This window comes from Caballeronia mineralivorans PML1(12) (assembly GCF_001028175.1).
GTDB lineage: Bacteria > Pseudomonadota > Gammaproteobacteria > Burkholderiales > Burkholderiaceae > Caballeronia > Caballeronia mineralivorans.
The window spans coordinates 1-593 of the sequence record NZ_AEJF01000295.1; the positions used below are offsets into that span (position 1 = coordinate 1).

The 593-nt window shown below is 63.4% G+C and carries 1 protein-coding gene; it reads right to left on the reverse strand.

The window, feature by feature from the left end:
* A partial coding sequence (locus EOS_RS42740) for a Clp protease N-terminal domain-containing protein (RefSeq protein WP_047898299.1) occupies positions 1–503 on the reverse strand: 503 nt, incomplete at its 3' end.
* Positions 504–593 lie beyond the last annotated feature (90 nt).

The window sequence follows — 593 nt, forward strand, 5'->3', positions numbered from 1 at the left end:
TGACGGCCGGGCCGAACCCGACCGCCATCTTCCGACGAACCGGCGAGCACAGCGGGCAGCGCATCGCGCAAACTTGCACGCGGAATCGCCAGCAACGCGGGGGCGGAATCGAGCAGCAGTCCGCGCAGGCTATCGACTTCGAGCAACGCCAGCAGGATCGTGCCTGAGCGGATCTGCTGCTCGCCGAGCAGCATCGAACTCAGCAGCCACGCCTCCTGAAACAACGGAGAAAAATTCGGCGACAACGCCGGCGTGCGGCCATTGCCGCGCTTGAATTGGTCGACGGCCTTCTGCAACTGAACGGTGACATCGGCCGCAGGTACATTGAAACGTTCAAGGATGGCGCGCAGATCGGGCGCATCGGACTCGACCAGTTGCAGCAGCAAATGCTCGACGTCCACGTTGTAGTGGGTTTGCCGCACGCAGAGCTGCGCGGCCAGTTCCATAGCGTGCTTGCATACCGGATTGAGTCGGCTCAACAACGTGCGAATGTCGATATCCATAGGTGATTGGTCGCTTTATGGTTGCCGCATGGGCGCAACGGCAGCGGCCGCGCGCAGGGTGAGCCGAACCGGCGCGGGCAGCGCTGCGCC